Source organism: Labrys neptuniae (assembly GCF_040797145.1).
GTDB classification, from domain to species: domain Bacteria; phylum Pseudomonadota; class Alphaproteobacteria; order Rhizobiales; family Labraceae; genus Labrys; species Labrys neptuniae.
Map to the genome: position 1 here is coordinate 403,816 of NZ_JBFNQD010000004.1, position 16,827 is coordinate 420,642.

Annotated in this window: 11 protein-coding genes and 1 pseudogene; 5 read left to right on the forward strand and 7 right to left on the reverse strand. The window is 63.2% G+C overall.

Going from position 1 to position 16,827, the window contains the following annotated elements; genetic code table 11:
• Positions 1-14 precede the first annotated feature (14 nt).
• The 6 genes and pseudogenes from ABXS05_RS15775 to ABXS05_RS15800 all read right to left on the reverse strand — a co-directional run bounded on the left by ABXS05_RS15775 (position 15) and on the right by ABXS05_RS15800 (position 6,172).
• The gene (locus ABXS05_RS15775) at positions 15-896 is read right to left on the reverse strand and encodes a glycosyltransferase family 2 protein (protein ID WP_367624562.1); all 882 of its coding nucleotides are present in this window, start codon (positions 894-896) and stop codon (positions 15-17) included.
• A 279-nt stretch (positions 897-1,175) separates the two neighbouring features.
• Positions 1,176-2,255 carry a YkvA family protein gene (locus ABXS05_RS15780; protein WP_367624563.1) on the reverse strand — a complete coding sequence of 360 codons (1,080 nt, stop codon included), beginning with the start codon at positions 2,253-2,255 and terminating at the stop codon, positions 1,176-1,178.
• Between the two features lie 273 nt (positions 2,256-2,528).
• Positions 2,529-2,745: pseudogene (locus ABXS05_RS15785) on the reverse strand (transposase); the annotation flags it as partial.
• 352 nt (positions 2,746-3,097) lie between these two features.
• Entirely contained in the window at positions 3,098-4,006 is a 909-nt protein-coding gene (locus tag ABXS05_RS15790; RefSeq protein ID WP_367624564.1) for a hypothetical protein, read from the reverse strand.
• A 58-nt stretch (positions 4,007-4,064) separates the two neighbouring features.
• A complete protein-coding gene (locus ABXS05_RS15795) occupies positions 4,065-5,390 on the reverse strand; it encodes an ATP-binding protein (protein WP_367624565.1) in 1,326 nt (441 codons plus the stop codon).
• A 20-nt stretch (positions 5,391-5,410) separates the two neighbouring features.
• A complete protein-coding gene (locus ABXS05_RS15800) occupies positions 5,411-6,172 on the reverse strand; it encodes a response regulator (protein ID WP_376717759.1) in 762 nt (253 codons plus the stop codon).
• 305 nt (positions 6,173-6,477) lie between these two features.
• Between ABXS05_RS15800 and ABXS05_RS15805 the strand changes: the two genes are divergently transcribed.
• The 5 genes from ABXS05_RS15805 to ABXS05_RS15825 all read left to right on the forward strand — a co-directional run bounded on the left by ABXS05_RS15805 (position 6,478) and on the right by ABXS05_RS15825 (position 16,066).
• The gene (locus ABXS05_RS15805) at positions 6,478-7,827 is read left to right on the forward strand and encodes an efflux RND transporter periplasmic adaptor subunit (protein WP_367624566.1); all 1,350 of its coding nucleotides are present in this window, start codon (positions 6,478-6,480) and stop codon (positions 7,825-7,827) included.
• 2 nt (positions 7,828-7,829) lie between these two features.
• On the forward strand, positions 7,830-9,800 hold the full coding sequence (locus ABXS05_RS15810; protein ID WP_367624567.1) for a MacB family efflux pump subunit: 1,971 nt from the start codon (positions 7,830-7,832) through the stop codon (positions 9,798-9,800).
• A gap of 326 nt (positions 9,801-10,126) precedes the next feature.
• On the forward strand, positions 10,127-11,347 hold the full coding sequence (locus ABXS05_RS15815) for an efflux RND transporter periplasmic adaptor subunit (RefSeq protein ID WP_437178671.1): 1,221 nt from the start codon (positions 10,127-10,129) through the stop codon (positions 11,345-11,347).
• Positions 11,348-11,359: 12 nt separating this feature from the next.
• Positions 11,360-14,506, forward strand: a complete 3,147-nt coding sequence (locus ABXS05_RS15820) for an efflux RND transporter permease subunit (RefSeq protein WP_367624569.1) — start codon at positions 11,360-11,362, stop codon at positions 14,504-14,506.
• A 129-nt stretch (positions 14,507-14,635) separates the two neighbouring features.
• Entirely contained in the window at positions 14,636-16,066 is a 1,431-nt protein-coding gene (locus tag ABXS05_RS15825; protein ID WP_367624570.1) for an efflux transporter outer membrane subunit, read from the forward strand.
• A 46-nt stretch (positions 16,067-16,112) separates the two neighbouring features.
• Here ABXS05_RS15825 and ABXS05_RS15830 read toward each other — a convergent pair whose 3' ends face one another.
• Complete coding sequence (locus tag ABXS05_RS15830) at positions 16,113-16,787, reverse strand: redoxin domain-containing protein (protein WP_367624571.1); 675 nt, start codon at positions 16,785-16,787, stop codon at positions 16,113-16,115.
• Positions 16,788-16,827 lie beyond the last annotated feature (40 nt).

Below are 16,827 nucleotides of genomic sequence, written 5' to 3' on the forward strand. Positions count from 1 at the left end.
GCCCATGACATTTCTCAGAAATCTGTATTGTAGCTGGCGCCGCCAAGATCCATGAGCAGCTTTCTCTTGATAACCTTGCGAATCTTGTAGACCCGACGGTCAACATAGATTGGCAATATTGATCGCAAGATCAGCTTCTCAACCTCGGAATACTGAGATCTTTCGATATAGAGGCGGCACTGCGCGGAAAATTTCTTGCGAAGCCCGGTCATCAATGCAAGCGGGGGAGAGGTCCCCTTTTGGGGCGAATAACCCTTGACGACCAAGCGCTGAACGAAGAGCGCCTCGGGCACGACGACGACCGCCTTTTCGAGCAGCGACGGGAACAGGATCAAATGATCGAGGGCCCAGGGATGGGCGAATGCGCGCCAGCATTCCTCGAAGTCCGCGAGCAACCGGTCCCGGCGCCACAGGCCGTAGAACCATCCGGCATGCGAATTGAACATCAGCTGGATGATCGAGATCAGGTTTGATTGACCGACGAAGGGCTTTGGGCGGCTGATGCGCACCGTCTTGCTGAGGGTTTGCGTGCGGGTGGTCGGTACGGCCACGTTTGCGCTCGGCTCAGCCACAAGAGAAACGTAGAGCCTTTCGATATAGTCCGGCGCACACAGATCATCATGGGCACGCCACATGACGAACTCGGCTTCACAATCTCTCAGGACACTGAGGAAATTGGGCATCGCCCGAATATTTGTCGGATGCCTGATATATTTGACGCGGCTATCCCTGGCTGCGAACTCCCGCGCAATCTCAGGCGTGGAGTCCTGAGAGGCGTTATCGTATATGCGTATCTCGATATCTCGAAATGTCTGAGATATCAGGCACTCAAGACAGTCTCGCAGCTGCTCCGCGCCATTATAGACTGGAACACCCACTATTACTTTCGCAGTCATTGCATTTATCTACCTGCACCCGATGGACAGAAAGGCGACCCAGCAACCCGGGCGCCGCGCAGCGCCCCATGTGAACGTTGCGGGATTCAACGGAAGGCACCGGCCGGACCCCGAAAGTCTTGCGGACTTTCCATGCTCCGTATTCCTGGCCTTGGGTGACCGGAACATCAGCACTAAGGACATGGACGGTGACTGAAACTTGGCGCTTCGATTAAGATTTGTTACGAGTTGTTATGCCGCAGGAATATCTCTCGTCGACGCGAAGTTTTTACTGCTGATCTACTGATATTCGATCCGTCGCAGCATTCGCTGTACGGAGGCGCTATCGGGCCTTCGGCGTGCGCCCGGGCTGCTGCCCCGTTTATATTTGGTCAGCCGGCCTGCCAGGAATGCGAACAGTGCGATGATGACCGCATCGTCGACATATCCGTAGATGGCGGAATCGGGGATCAGGTCGTTGGGCATCAGGCTGTAGGAAGCGGCTGCGATACCGAGCAGCACCGGTGCCGCAAAGCGGACGAGATGGTAGTTCTTCCACCATCGCCTGCGCTTCCTGGCGATCCGCATCCGGGATGACCGGCTCCCAGCCGGATTCTTCGGCCGTGCCGGCGCATCGCCGGACAGGATGCTGCGCCCCTGCTCCCTGAGCATCTGGAAATAGGGATCGTCGGCGGACTCGGGGTAGAAATCCAGCAGTTCGAGAATACCTCTCACCGTCTCGTGGTCGAGACAATTGCCGCGGCCGCGAACCCCCACATTGAGACGGCTGGCCGCCTTGCCCTGTACGGCTTGGACCGCCTGCCAGATCTGGTCATCGGAGACGGCGGCCTGCGCGAAATTCAGCACCTCCTTGGTGATCTCAACAGGGCCCTCGATCAGTTCTTCATAGGTAATCAGCAATCTGTTCGAGGCATTGCGCCAGCTGACATAGAAATTCAGGTACCAGGGAATGGCGAGGCGAGCGATCATGCGATCCAGGGTCGCGTCGTCCAGATGCGCATGTTCCGGCCTCAGCCAGATCATCGGCCACAGGTTTCCCTCGCGCCGGATGTGATCGCGCAGGCTGACGACGCAATCGAAGAGGCTCCGCACCAGGACGATCGGGGTGATGCCATAATCCTGGCACATTTCCTCGGTCCAGCGATGGTTTCGGATGTGCAATTGGGCGACATAGTCCTGATCATCGATCTGTTGGAGATAGAATTCGTCGAGCTCCTGCTCCCTGCGTCCGGCGGCAGGGAGCGGAACGGCTCGCTGGAAGTCTCCGATTTCGCTGATGATATCCGAAAGGAAGGTCGATCCGGACTTCGGCATGCAGGCCAGAAGGATGTGTGTGCGCCGTTTTCCGTTTTCGGTCATCGTCTCTCGCAGGTGGCATACGCGGTCGTTTGAAGGGGAATGAGGTGCGAATGCTGGCACCCGGCCGGACTCAGCCGGCATCCGGCTTGTTCACGACCACCTTTGACCCGACCGAAAATTCCCAGCACTCGCCGGCAAAGGGGGATGTCGATTGCCGGCGCCATCTGGAGACCGGCGCAAACAGCCGTGCCCTGATATGCTCGCCATCGACGCAAAGGTCATCCGGCACGGACCCCGCCGCGGTCAGCCCGGCAAAAATCCGGTGCCAGACATGCCGTTGCGACCAACGATGGAAACGGTTGTAGATCGTGCTGGGCCGGCCATAGACAGACGGTACGTCGCACCATCGACAGCCCGTCCTCAGGACATGGAGTATGCCCGAAATCACCCTACGGTCATCGACACGGGGTTTTCCGGCTTCCCCGCGCGGAAGATGCGGCTCAAGAGCGCCCCATGCTTCATCCGACAGCCAATAGAGGCTCTCCGCCATATCACGTCCTCTCGAAATCCACGCCGGCCCAGGCATACGAATACGCGCACAAGGCGGAGCCGCCTTCGCAGAATGCACGGATTATCTTTCGAAAATCACCTCTAAGTAATTAATTACTTTTAGGTTCAGATATTTACTAATAAAAATCGAATAGTAATGCAGAAATACAATTGCATATATTGATATATATTTGTGATAATAAATATTCGAAATTTTTGACTTATAATTCAAGATATTAAGAAATATTACGAAATGGCGAGGACGATCCGACTCCTATGTCGATCGGCCTTCCACGTTTGGGGAAGACGGCCATTACTGCCCGGCAATCGATGCTCGATTTTCCGGCAGGCCTTCAGTTGGGGAACACCTTGCGCCCAGGATTGGCCGGCCGCCCGGTCATTCTGCGCAGCAGTTGGTCGAGAGCGGCAAGGCCGTCTCCGATCATGTCGAGAGGTCCTCTTGGATAATGCCACCACAGCCAGGCTGCGGCCCGCCTGGGGAACGAGCTTTTGCTGGTCACCCCATCGTTCCCCCAGGCCCGCATGATCAGGCGAGCCCTCTTGCGCGGGCTGCCGCAGGCATACTGGCTCGTTCGATTGTCTGCGACGAGGAGCCCTCCCTGCTCCCCGACGCGAAATGTCCGGCTCTGCATCCAGCCCCCCGGCGGCCAAGCCGTGCCGAAGCGATCGACGACGAAAGGCACGAGGCCCCGCGCCATGACCTGCCTGGTCATCCCGTTCGGACCCGCCTCGAAGAGGTGATCGTCGAGGACCGTCTTCGGATCGCCGAGTTCGAATGCGCTGAACAGCGAGGTCCGCACCAGGAAGGCATTGCTGCGGATCGCCGGATTGGGGAAGGGCTGGTCCCAGGCCGCTTCATGGGAACCGGTGGCACCGACCAGGCCGCAATCGGCATTGCGATCGAACACGCCGACATAATGCGCGAGCCAATTGGCGGCGAGAACCCGGCTCCACGAATTGAACACCAGGATGAACTCGGTGTCGCAGGCTCGAGAAACCGCCCGATAGATCGAGATTGGCGTATGATCGTCGGCAAAGTGCATCACCTTGGCGGACATGCATGGCAAAGCCGCGAGGTCGAGCTGGTGCGGAAGCCGATCGCCGATGGCATACCCCTTGACGGCAAAGACGAAATCATACTCGGCGCCGGCCGGAAAGCGCCTGATGCTGCGAAAGAAGGCGTGGGCGTAACGAAGATCGTTCACACGTCGCCAAAGATACAGGACGGTAATGCGGGGCACGAAGTCCTCATTGTGAGATGCGAAGCTCCCGGAGCCCCTTGCGCGAGCGCATGACAGTTCAGCGCGGATGGTCGAGTTCACCGGCGGACAGCGAGATCTTGACTTTGAGCCCATGCGGAACACGGTCTGAGAGGACGATGTTGCCGCCGTGCCGCCGCACGATATCCCTGGCGATCGACAATCCCAGCCCGAAGCCCCCGCCATCCTGGGTACGGGCAGCATCGGCCTTGAAGAAAGGCTCGAACACCCGCTCGCGCAGATCCGCGGGAATGCCCGGCCCATCGTCGTCGATCTCGATCTGGGCGTGCGGCAGACGATCGATGAGCGAGATCGTCACCGCGCCGCCATGCTTCACCCCATTCTCGACGATATTGGTGATAGCGCGGGTCAGTTCCCTCGGCCGCGCGCTCCAGGTGAGCTTCGCGGGTCCCCGATAGATCACGGCATGGCCGACGTCGACGAACTGGGAACAGATCGTCTGCAGCAGGCTCGGCAGGTCGATCCGCGACATCGGCTCGAACCGGCCGTCCGCTCGCAGATAATCCAGCGTCTCGTTGAGCATGTGCTCTACATTGGCAAGATCGGTCAGCATCCCCTCGCGCAGCCTGTCCTCGGGCACGCGCTCGGCGCGCAGCCGCAGCCGGGTGAGCGGCGTTCTCAAATCGTGGCTGATGGCGGCCAGCATGCGTGTGCGATCGTCCAGCAGGGTCTTGATACGGGTCCGCATCTCGTTGAGGGCTTCGGTGACCTGCACGATCTCGCGCGGCCCGCTGCCGGGAATGGGCTGAACCTCCTGCGGAGAGCGTCCGAAGGACTGGGCAGCCGCGGCAACGGCCGCCAGGGGGGCGGTGATCGAGCGGACCGCATAGACGGACAGCAGCATCACGAAGATCAGCACGATCGAAAGAACCAGGGCCGTCGGCGTGATGAAGAGGGGCCAAGGTGCGGCACCGATCGCGGCATCGAAGACCAGGGCATGGGCAGCGTCGAGCCGCACGACCATCTGCTCCTGCGGCCCGGGCCCATAGCGCCGTCCTTCGAGAACCTCGATGCCGCTCCCCGACCAGACATGCCGCAACTCGCGGCTGCGCCAGAGGGACCAGTGGGTGTCATCCGGTGCGGATGTCAGATCCGAGACGGCGACCCGCTCCACCTGCACGCCGGCGTTGCGGATGGCCGTGAGGACGATGTCCGCTTCCGCAGGCGTCCTTGCTGCCTTGATGAACTGGGTGACGCGCACGATGCGCGAGGCCACGGCCGGCGGAGAATCATCCGGCGGGGGCGCTCCGAACAGCAGGACTGCGAGGACGATATTGATGATCGTGCCCAGCAATACCGAGACCACGACGAGACCGGTGACCTGCGTCGTGATACTGCGCGGCACCAGACGTTTCCACGCTTGCATCAATCCAGCTCGACGGCCGGCGTGAAGACGTAGCCGCCCAGCCGGACGGTCTTGATCATCAGGGGGTCACGTGGATCCGCCTCGATCTTTTGCCGGATGCGACTGATATGCACGTCGATGCTGCGTTCGATCGGCCCGACCGACCCGCCATGGACGAGCTCGAGAAGATGCTCGCGCGACAGGACCTGGCCGGGATTGCGGCAGAAAGCGAGAAGCAGGTCGAACTCGACACTGGTCAAGGAGATCCGTACGCCTGCCGGATCATGGAGTTCCCGGGCGGCCGGATCAATGCGCCAGCCCGCAAAGCCCAGGCCGCGCTCGCGCGAAGGTCCTGCTTGCGTCGAGGCCGCCGCACGGCGCAGGAGGGCCCGGATGCGGGCGACCAGCTCGCGCGAATTGAAGGGCTTGGAGACATAGTCGTCTGCGCCGATCTCCAGGCCGACGATACGGTCGATCTGGTCGCTGCGCGCCGTGACCATGATGATCGGGATGGCGGATAAGGCCCGCAGCCGCCGGCAGACGCTGAGGCCATCCTCGCCCGGCAGCATCAGGTCGAGCACCACGAGCTCGACACCGCCGCGTTCGAGCACCTTGTCCATCTCCGCCGCGGAACCGACGCAGGAGGCGGCAAAACCGTTCTCCTCCAGCACGTCTGCGAGCAGGCGCGCAATCTCGACGTCGTCCTCGACGCAGAGAATATGTGGCCTCGCCATCGGCGTGGTGTGAGAAGCGGAAGGAAAGAGGGTCTGTTCGGCTGCCATGGCAACATCTTAGCGGCGCGATGCCCAAGAGGCAGCGTCCTGATTATAATTTTTTGTTGCACAAATCACGCTCCGCTTCCGGACGAGGCAACAATTCGTAACATGACTTAATCCCAGCCCGGCGAGGCAGGGACTATCCTGTCATTCGATCAGAAGGCGGCATGACGTCGGCGTCGCCTCGGCAGGAGCCACTTTTTTCCAGATGACTTCATCTGCACGAGCAGCCCAGCGTCCCAGACCGTATGGCAATTGTCACGCGAAGCGTCTGGCGGCCAGGGCCATGTCTTCACGTGAAAGCCATGGTCATGCCCAGGACTAAGAGCACCGCAGCCCTGCGCGAGGCCCTTCCGGGCGAGCATGAGCATGGTTCCGACGCCACCCGGCCTGGCACCGCGACGCCACACGCCCGATCGCCAAGTCCTTCTGCGCCGCGCCACGGGCACTGGCGGCGCCGGATCTTGCGGTTGGTGCTGATATCAGCCGCAGCCGTTCTGCTCGGCTGGCTCGCCAAGACGCAATTGTCGCCCGTCCCTGCCGCCAACCTGATCACCGCACCCGCCATGCTCGGCAACATCGAAGAAAGCGTCGTGGCAACCGGCACGCTCAAACCGGTCAAGCTCATCGCCGTCGGTGCCCAGGTCTCCGGCCGGATCACCGCCCTCAAGGTCGCCGTCGGCCAGAAGGTCCGGGCCGGCGATCTCATTGCCGAGATCGACGCCTTGACCAAGGAGAACGACCTGCGTTCCGCCCAGGCCACGCTCGACAATGTCCGCGCTCAGCGCGACGAGAAGGTGGCGAACCTGGCCAGGAACCAAGCCACGCTTGCCAGGCAGAAGCTGACCTTCGCCCAGAATGCCTCTTCGCGCGCCGACTATGACTCCGCCGAGGCGGACGTGAAGGCGACACAGGCCCAGATTGCCCAGCTCGACGCCCAGATCGTCGAAGCCGAGGTCTCGGTGTCCACCGCCAAGGTCAATCTCGGCTATACGAGGATCACGGCACCCATCGATGCCACCGTGCTCGCGGTCAGCGTGCAGGAAGGCCAGACGGTCAATGCCACCCAGTCGGCACCGACGCTCGTGGTGCTCGGCGATCTCGACACCATGACGATCCGGGCGCAAATCTCCGAGGCCGATGTCGTCAAGGTCAGGCCGGGCCAGCAGGTCTATTTCACCATTCTGGGTGAGCCGGAACGGCGCCTGCATGCCAGCCTGCGCTCCATCGAGCCCGCGCCGGAATCGGTCAAGACCGACAGCAGCTTTTCGACCGACAGCGCTTCGACGAGCAGTTCGTCCTCCTCCTCTTCCACCTCATCGGAGGCGATCTACTACAATGGCGTCTTCGACGTACCCAATGCCGACGGACATCTTCGAACCTATATGACGGCCGAAGTGCACATCCTCCTTCGAGAGGCCCGAAACGTCCTTACCGTCCCGGCAGCGGCCCTCAGCGGGCCCGAGGCGGACGGTGCCTTCAAGGTACGGGTCATCCGGTCGGATGGCGCCGTTGCAAGCCGGCCAGTGAAGGTCGGGCTCGACAACAAGATCAATGCCGAGATCCGGGACGGTCTGCAGCCCGGCGAGCGCGTGGTGATCGGCGAGACGGAAGCCGCGCCGACCAAGACGATGGCGGGGCCTCCGCCGGGAGGCATGTGACCATGGCCTTGCCCCTGATCCTCCTTGAAGGCGTGCGCCGCGACTATCCCTCCGGTGAGGGATCGGTCGTCGCACTGGACGATATCGACCTGTCGATCGAGGCCGGCGAGATGGTTGCCATTGTCGGTACTTCCGGCTCCGGCAAGTCGACGCTCCTCAACATACTCGGCTGCCTCGACCGGCCGACCGGTGGCAGCTACTGCGTCGCCGGGCGCGATACGGGCTCGCTCTCGGCGGACGAGCTTGCAGCGCTCAGGCGCGAACATTTCGGCTTTATCTTCCAGCGCTACCACCTGCTGGCCGAAATGACGGCCATCGGCAATGTCGAGATGCCGGCGATCTATACCGGCCTGCCGCCGTCGAGACGACAAATCCGCGCGCAAGCGCTGCTGGACCGCCTCGGCATGGCCGATCGCCTCGACCACCGCCCCACCCAGCTCTCCGGCGGTCAGCAACAGCGTGTCTCGATCGCTCGGGCCCTGATGAACGGTGCCGGTGTAATCTTCGCCGACGAGCCGACCGGTGCCCTCGATAGCGCCAGCGGCACGGAAGTGCTGCGCATCCTGGACGAGCTCCACGCCAGCGGCCAGACCATCGTTATCGTCACGCATGACATGGCAGTCGCCCGGCGCGCGGAACGCATCATCGAACTTCGCGACGGCGCCGTGATCTCCGACAGGCCCAATCGGCAGGCGCAGCAAGCCGAACCGACGGGGGCCGATATCGGCTTCGGCGAAAGGGCGCAGGCGCCCGCATCGCCGTGGCGGGTACGGATCGACCAGTTTCGGGAGGCCTTCCGGATGGCCTTGCGGTCGATGAATGCCCATCGCCTGCGGACGATCCTGACCATGCTCGGCATCGTCATCGGTGTGGCTTCCGTCATCGGCGTCGTCGCGCTCGGGGCGGGCACGCAACAAAAGGTCCTGGCCGACATCAACAGCCTCGGCACCAACACATTGGAAGTGTTTCCCGGCAAGGACTTCGGCGACGTCCGCTCAGGCAAGATCACCACCCTCGTGCTCGCCGATGCCCAGGCGCTCGCCGGCCAACCCTATATTGCCGCCGCCTCCCCCACGGTCTCGACCAGCAAGACCCTGCGCCTGGGATCGATCGAGGCCACCGCGCAGGTCAACGGCGTCGGCGAGGACTATTTCGCCGTGAAGGGGACCCAGCTCGCCGCCGGCGCCTTTTTCGATGCCGATAGCGTCCGCCGGATCGCCCAGGACGTGGTGATCGACGACAACACCCGCAAGGCACTGTTCGCCGGAGCCTCGGCCAGCCCGATCGGGCGCATCATCCTGGTCGGACAGGTGCCCTGCCGCATCGTCGGCCTGACCCGCCCGCAGCAAGGCGGGTTCGGCTCGAGCGCCAACCCATCGGTCTACCTGCCCTACACCACGGTTCAGGCCCGCTTCCTGGGCACGACGTCCCTGCGCAGCATCACCGTGCGCGTCGTCGACGACGCGCCGACCGATCGCGCCGAGCAGGCGGTCACCGCCCTCCTCGCCGCCAGGCACAATGCGAAGGATTTCTTCATTCTCAACACGGACGACATCCGCCGCACCATCACCAGCACCACAGAGGTCCTGACGCTGCTGGTGGCAGCCATTGCCGGCATCTCGCTGGTGGTCGGCGGCGTCGGCGTCACCAACATCATGCTGGTATCGGTGTCCGAGCGCATCGCTGAAATCGGCGTGCGCATGGCCGTCGGAGCCCGCCGTAGCGATATCCTGCAACAGTTCCTGATCGAGGCGGTGCTGGTTTGCCTGATCGGCGGCATGATCGGCATCGGCCTGGCACTCGGCCTCGGCGCCATCTTCAATATCGTCAGCACGGCCTTCAGCCTGCGCTACTCCACCACCTCGATCATCATTGCCTTCCTGTCCTCGATGCTGATCGGCATCGTCTTCGGCTACATGCCGGCACGCAACGCCTCCCGCCTCGATCCCGCAACAGCCCTGGCCCGGGAATAGTCTGGTGCCGAACCTTCAAAAGTACACCGCCTTGGCGCTTAAAACCCTCTCTTCACGTATCAATCTATATAGTTTTAGAAAATTATCGCATATCTATTCAACAATTTACACCAATACATGGAGTAAATTTCATATATACTTTAATTTATACTCAAACACATTTACTAAAATTGCACCTACCCGTTTCGAGCCCATTGGCAAGACTGTCGATCGGGCAAGCACTTAACTGCAATGCCTTGTAGCACAACAGATTGGGTCCGATCCTGATGTCGGCAACTTCATCCTTTATCCGATACCCTCGCCATGCCTCGGGCGCCTTCCGCAGCATGCGCATGCTCCGTCGAGCCAGCCTCCTGTCCATTTGCATCCTGGCCGCTGGCTGCAACCAGGAGCAGCAGGGGAACCAGCCGCCCGCCGGCGCCGTCCGGCCGCAGGTCAGCGTGGTCATGCTCCATCCGCGCGCCGTCGCCATCACGGCGGAACTGCCGGGGCGCGTCGGCGCGTCGTTGACGGCAGACGTCGTCCCGCAGGTGACCGGCATCATCAAGACGCGCCTGTTCAAGGAGGGTACCGAGGTCAAGGCCGGCGATCCGCTCTATCAAATCGACCCTGCCAGCTACCAGGCAAGCTATGACAGCGCCGAGGCAACCTTGCAGAAGGACCAGGCCGCCATTCCCAGCGCCCAGGCCAAGGTCGACCGCTATCAGAACCTCATCAAGCAGAACGCCGTCAGCAGCCAGGACCTCGACGATGCCCGCGCCACGCTGGCCCAGGCCAAGGCCGATGTCGCTGCCGCCAAGGCCGCCTTGGAGACGGCCCGCATCAACCTCGACTACACCACGATGAAGGCACCGATCGGCGGCCGGGTCGATGCCTCCACCATCACCGAGGGCGCCCTGGTCAGTTCGGGCCAGTCGACTGCGCTGACGACGATCCGCCAACTCGATCCGATCAATGTCGACGTGACGGAATCGAGCGCAAACCTGCTGAACTTCCTGGAGGCAGTGAAGTCGGGCCGGATCAAGACCGCAGGCCCGGACATCTCCGTCAAGCTCAAGCTGGAAAACGGCACGACCTACGCGCATTCCGGCACGCTTCGTTTCGTGGAGGCCAATGTCAGTACCACCACCGGCACCTTCACTGTCAGGGCCGAATTCCCCAATCCCGATCGCCTGCTCCTGCCGGGCATGTATGCCCGCGCCATCCTCGAGGTCGGTCTGGCCCAGGACAGTTTCCTGGTGCCGCAGCGGGCCGTCAGCCACAACACCAGGGGCGAGGCGACAGCAAGCTTCGTCGGCAGCGACGGCAAGGTCGTCCAGCGCGTACTCTCGATTCAGCGCAGTGTCAGCAACAACTGGCTTGTCGATGCCGGCGTATCGGACGGCGACAGGGTGATCGTCGAAGGCACCCAGCTGGTACGGGCCGGCCAGGACGTGACGGCCACCGAGGTGAGCGTGGACGATGCCACCGGCGATATCCGCCCGCTCTCCCAGAGCTCGGCCCTCGACAAGCCACCGGTCGCTTCGGCACCGGTCCGGGCCGAATAGGGCTGCATCGACATGTCGCGCTTTTTCATCAACCGTCCGATCTTTGCCTGGGTCATCGTCATTTCGGTGATGCTCGCGGGCATCCTGGCCATTCCCACCCTGCCGATCGAGCAATATCCGCAGATCGCGCCCCCCTCGGTCTCCATCAGCGCCACCTATTCGGGCGCCGATGCCCAGACCGTCGAGAACTCGGTGACCAAGGTCATCGAGCAGGGTCTCACGGGTATCGACAATCTCGATTACATCACCTCGACCTCGACCTCCTCGGGCAGCGCCTCGATCACCGTGACCTTTACCAGCGCGGCCGATCCCGATGTGGCGCAGATGCAGGTGCAGAACAAGCTGCAACTGGTAGAGGCCCAGCTGCCGCAGACCGTGCAGAACACCGGCATCACCGTCGCCAAGGCCTCCACCGGCTTCCTGATGGTCGTCGCCTTCGTCTCCACCGACGGCAAGATGACGGCCACGGACGTCGCCGATTACGTCAAGAGCAACCTCAACGACACGCTGTCGCGCGTGGAGGGGGTCGGCACCACCACGCTGTTCGGAGCCGGCTATGCCATGCGGATCTGGCTCGATCCGGACAAGCTCGCCAAATATGCGCTGATGCCGAGCGACGTCTCCTCGGCAATCGAAGCGCAGAACACCCAGGTCGCCGCCGGCCAGCTCGGCGACAATCCCCAGCGCAAGGGGCAGCAGCTCAACGTCACCGTAACGGCCCTGAGCCGGCTGCAGACCCCCAGGCAGTTCGAGAACATCATCCTCAAGAGCGCAAGTTCGGGCTCGATCGTCCGCCTGAACGACGTTGCGACGGTAGAGCTGGGGGCCGAGAGCTATACCAGCAACTCCAAATATAACGGCAAGCCCTCGGCCGGCCTGGCAATCAGCCTGGCGACGGGCGCGAATGCCATCAGCACCTCGAATGCGGTCAAGACGACGATCAACAGCCTGGCCCAGACCTTCCCGGAGGGCCTCAAGGTCTACTATCCCTACGACACGACGCCCTTCGTGCTGCTGTCGATCGAGGACGTGGTCAAGACGCTGGCCGAGGCTATCGTCCTGGTCTTTCTGGTGATGCTGCTGTTCCTGCAGAACATCCGGGCCACCCTCATCCCGACGCTTGCGGTCCCGATCGTGCTGCTCGGTACCTTCGGCATCCTCGCCTTGTTCGGCTATTCCATCAACACGCTGACGATGTTCGCCATGGTGCTCGCCATCGGCCTTCTCGTCGACGACGCCATCGTCGTGGTCGAGAATGTCGAGCGCGTCATGCAGGAGGAAGGCCTGGGGCCACGCGAGGCGACGTTGCGCTCGATGGACGAGATCACGGGCGCCCTGATCGGCGTCGCCACGGTGCTCTCGGCCGTCTTCGTGCCGATGGCCTTCTATTCGGGTTCGGTGGGTGTGATCTATCGCCAGTTCTCGGTGACCATCGTCTCGGCCATGGTGCTCTCGGTACTGGTGGCTCTCGTTTTCACCCCGGCGCTCTGCGCCACCATCCTCAGGCCTCCCAAGAACCACGCTACCCAGAAGGGCTTCTTCGGTCTTTTCAACCGAGGCTTCGACCGCAGCGCGCAGGCCTATCGCAAAGGCGTTGGCGGCGTTCTCGCCCGGCCCTGGCGCTTCCTCGTGGTCTTTGTCGCCATCGCCGGCGGCATGTTCTTCCTGCTCGATCGCCTGCCCAGTTCCTTCCTGCCGGAGGAGGATACCGGCGTGGTGATCACCAGCGTGACCCTGCCGCCCGGCGCGACGCAGGACCGCACGGAAAAGGTGCTGGCACAGGTTACCAACCACTATCTCAAGGACGAGAAGGCCTATGTCGAGGGCGTCTTTTCCGTGGTCGGGTTCGGCTTCGGCGGTGCGGGCCAGAATGTCGGCCTCGCCTTCATCCCGCTGAAGGATTTCAGCGAACGGACGGCTCCCGACGGCAAGGCGCAGGCGATCGTCGGCCGCGCCATGAAGGCCTTCGCGCAGATCCGCGACGGCAATGTCTTCGCCCTCACGCCGCCGGCCGTCACCGGCTTCGGCAACACCGGCGGCTTCGACTTCTTCCTCCAGGACCTCAACGGCGCCGGGCACGACAAGCTCATGCAGACGCGCAACCAATTGCTCGGCATGGCGGCCAAAAGCCCCCTCATGGTCGGCACACGCCCCAATGGCCAGGAGGATACGCCGCAATATTCGGTCGCCATCGACCAGGAGAAGGCCAGCGCCCTCGACCTCGGCCTGTCCGACATCACCGCCACCCTGTCCACCGCCTGGGGCGGCACCTATGTCAACGACTTCATCGATCGCGGCCGGGTCAAGAAGGTCTATCTGCAGTCGGCCGCGGATTTTCGCATGCAGCCGGAGGATCTCAGCCGCTGGTTCGTCCGCAACACCGACAGCGCGATGGTGCCCTTCTCGGCCTTCGCCACCGGCAAGTGGAGCTACGGCTCGCCGCGCCTCGAACGCTACAACGGCGCCTCCGCCGTCGAGATCCAGGGGGCTGCCGCCGCGGGGGTCAGTTCAGGCGACGCCATGAACGCGATCGATGCCATGGTGGCGCAATTGCCGCCGGGCTATCGTCACCAATGGACCGGTCTCTCCGCACAGGAGCGCCTGTCGGGCAGCCAGGCGACGCAGCTCTATCTCATCTCCGCGCTGGTGGTGTTCCTCGCGCTCGCCGCTCTCTATGAGAGCTGGTCGATCCCCTTTGCCGTGCTGCTCTCCGTGCCGCTCGGCATCTTCGGCGCCGTCCTGGCGGCCACTTGGTTCGGCCAGTCCAACGACGTCTATTTCAAGGTCGGCCTGCTGACCACGATCGGACTCGCGGCCAAGAACGCCATCCTGATCGTCGAATTCGCGATGGAGCAGCAACAGGCCGGCAAGAGCCTGATCGAAGCGACGCTCGACGCATCTCGCCAGCGACTGCGCCCCATCCTGATGACGTCCCTCGCCTTCATCCTGGGCGTGACGCCTCTGGCGGTGGCCTCGGGTGCCGGCTCCGGCAGCCAGAATTCGATCGGCATCGGCGTGATGGGCGGCATGCTTGCCGCCACCGTGCTCGGCATCTTCTTCATACCGCTCCTGTTCGTCGTGGTTCGGCGCCTCTTCTCGCGCCGCCCCTCGCAGACACAGGAAAGTCTCGACTCCAATTCAGCCGCAGGAGCGATGTGAATGCAGTCCCTTAGTCGATCGGCGTCGGATATGTCGCCTGCGGGTCAGTCCTCCATGGCATCGCGGAGCGAGCCCAAACGGCCTCTCCGGTCGCTCCTGCAGGTCGCGGCACTTCTTACTGCCACTGTCATGCTCCCCGGCTGTGCTGTGGTCGGCCCCGACTACAAGACCCCCAGCCTGGCCACGCCGTCACGCTGGAGCGGCGCCGACGCGAGCCAACAGCGGCACAAACCCGAGCTCTCGCAATGGTGGCGACGCCTCAATGACCCTGTCCTCGACGGACTGATCCAGGAGGCGATCGCCGACAATCTCGACGTGGCTACCGCCAAGGCCAAGATCCGCGAAGCTCGGGCCAGCCGGCGCGAAGCGATCGGCGGTCTCTATCCCTCGCTCAGCGGCTCGGGCGATGCGTCACGCAGCCGGGTTGGCGGGACTTCCACAAGCGGCGCGGGCAGGACGAGTACCTCCAACGCCTTCAGTGCGGGTCTCGACGCCAGCTGGGAACTCGATTTGTTCGGTGCCAACCATCGCAATGTCGAGGCAGCGAGCTACGGCGTCGACGCGGCGGAAGCCGATCTGCGGGCCACGCTGGTCACACTCGTCGGCGATGTCGCGACCGCCTATGTCGATGCGCGCGGCTACCAGGCCCGTATCGCGCTGGCGCGGCGCACCGTCGCCTCCCGGCGCGAGACCGTCGCGCTGACCCGCACCAAGCTCCAGGCCGGCTCCGCCTCGGCAGTCGATGCGGCCAATGCCGAGGCGGAGGCGGCTTCGACCGCCGCCGACATCCCCCTCTACGAACAATCCTTCGCGCAGGATGTGCATCAGCTCAGCATCCTGCTCGGCCGTGAGCCGTCGGCGCTGGCGGAACGCCTCAAGCGGGCCAGGCCCATCCCCATGCCGGGACGCCCCCTGCCAACCGGCATACCGGCCGACATCCTCTCGGCTCGGCCCGACATCCGCGCCGCCGAGCGCCAGCTCGCCCAATATACGGCCAAGGTCGGCCAGGCCGAGGCCGCTCTCTATCCCAGTGTCAGTTTGACGGGCTCGCTCTCGACCTCCGGCACCAAGATCGGCGACCTTACCAAGAATTCCTCGATCAGCTGGTCGTTCGGCCCCACCCTGACCGTGCCGATCTTCCAGGGCGGCCAGTTGCGCGCGGCGGTCGAGGTCGCGCAGGCCCAGCGCGACCAGTATTTCATCGCCCTGCGTTCCACCGTGCTCACCGCTCTGCAGGACGTCGAGGATGCGCTCGTCAACCTCGCGACCCAGCGCCGAAACGCCCGGCAACTCGGCCAGGCGGTGAAAGGCTACCAGCAGGCGGCAAAGCTCTCCCACACGCTCTACCAGGTCGGCTCGCAGAGCTTCCTCGACGTGCTCACGGCCGACCGCTCGCTCTACTCGGCGCAGGATTCGCAAATCCAGAGCCAGGTGGCGATCACCAAATATTATGTCGCCCTGGCCAAGGCGCTGGGCGGCGGCTGGGACGGAGCGATTGACAGCTCGAAGCCGGCGGTGGTGGACGCCAACACCGGCCCCCACCTGGCGGGCCGGGAATGAATGCCGGCGCCGGAGGCGCGCCAAAGCGAGGCTTCTCCCCGGCCCGTCAGTGCAGCCGGCCGGCCCCCTGCCCGAGCAAGGTCTCGGCCGCCGCGACGATCTCCTGGGTGGACGGGAATTTCCCCAGCCCCGCCAGTCCCTCGCTGCATTCGATATGGGTCCAGCGCACCAGCCCGTCGCTGTCGATGAGAAACTGGGCCTTCAGTTGAGGCCATTGCCGCTCCATGTCGGCATGGTCGGTCGGGTTCTCGACATAGCCGTCGAGCTTGGCCAGTGCATCGGCAGCCTGCCGCACAGGCAAAGGTTCGGGCAGATCGCCGGTGGGATTGACTCGGAGCTCCGCCAGGGCCGCCATCAGGTCGGGTGTCGGCACCGGCTTGGGGACGCCATAGGCCCGATGCGTCGAGAGCCCCGGATCGGTGGCGATGCGCAGACGGCTCGGGCGAAACTTGAAATAGAGACGTGCATTTTCAAGCTCGGTTGCAACGATGCCAAGCGTCTCGACCCCCAATGCCTGCAATTGAGGGCCCGCAGCCGCCATCTGCGCGATCGATCTGCGGCAGAATGGACACCAGAGTCCGACGAACAAGGCAAGGAACAGCGAGCTCTTGCCGCGATAGTCGGCCAGCGACACGGTGCCCGATCCGTCGAGGGCGGGCAGCGAGAAATCCGGCGCAGGTTCGCCCGGGGCAACCGGCACCTGTATCGGCTGCATGTTCATGCAAAACCCCTTTCATCTCAAGGCGGAACGCGTTGTCTTG